The organism is Romboutsia sp. 13368, assembly GCF_018336475.1.
GTDB lineage: Bacteria > Bacillota > Clostridia > Peptostreptococcales > Peptostreptococcaceae > Romboutsia.
The window spans coordinates 1204152-1204884 of record NZ_CP048741.1 but is presented as its reverse complement, the minus strand read 5'-3'; the positions used below and the strand labels follow the sequence as shown (position 1 = coordinate 1204884).

The following is a 733-nucleotide window of genomic DNA, read 5'->3' as shown; positions in this document are numbered from 1 at the left end:
TATTATTCTTAAAAAATAAATAGTACACCATTATATTGGTGTACATGTTTAAAATCTTATATACATTTATTTAGAGCATCTATAATTTTATTTTTAAAATTATTAATATCTATACTTTCAATATCGATAGGCACTTGGATTTTTTCAAATAAATCAAAAATCATTTCCTCGGTAATATCAAATACTTTTGTATCTCCAATTATAACATTTTCATACTGACCATATTGCTGTCTAATATCATACATATCTACAGCATCAATAAATTTGTTTAATTCATCAAATTTAAGTACCCACCCGGGTGTTATGTATACGTTATTATCATCTATAATACTATTTTTAATCTTATTATCCTTAATTATTAACTCCATACAATTTGCATCATCAAAGGTGATTACATTTTTATAATCTTTTAAAAACTCATGAAATTTATAATGACATTTACTGCCGTATAAAAGAATAACTTTACTATCTTTAACTTCATCTAAATTGCTAACTATTTCTGACTTTAGCTTATTTAAGTTTGCATGTAGACCAAAAGGTAAATATTTTACATTAATGTCTTCATTAAATATTTTTTCTTCTCTAATTTCATCCAATACCTTATTTAATTCCGGTTCAAATACACCACATGATAATATAAAAATTTTCATAATAATACCCCCCTTTTTGTCATATTAGGATTTTACACTACATAAAAGGTTGTTGATAACTTTTGAATTAAAGTAATATTAGT

Annotated in this window: 1 protein-coding gene; it reads right to left on the bottom strand. The window is 23.5% G+C overall.

The features are described 5' to 3' along the window. Positions 1–56 precede the first annotated feature (56 nt). Complete coding sequence (locus tag G3997_RS04895) at positions 57–650, bottom strand: DUF1638 domain-containing protein (RefSeq protein ID WP_296649011.1); 594 nt, start codon at positions 648–650, stop codon at positions 57–59. Positions 651–733: the final 83 nt, after the last annotated feature.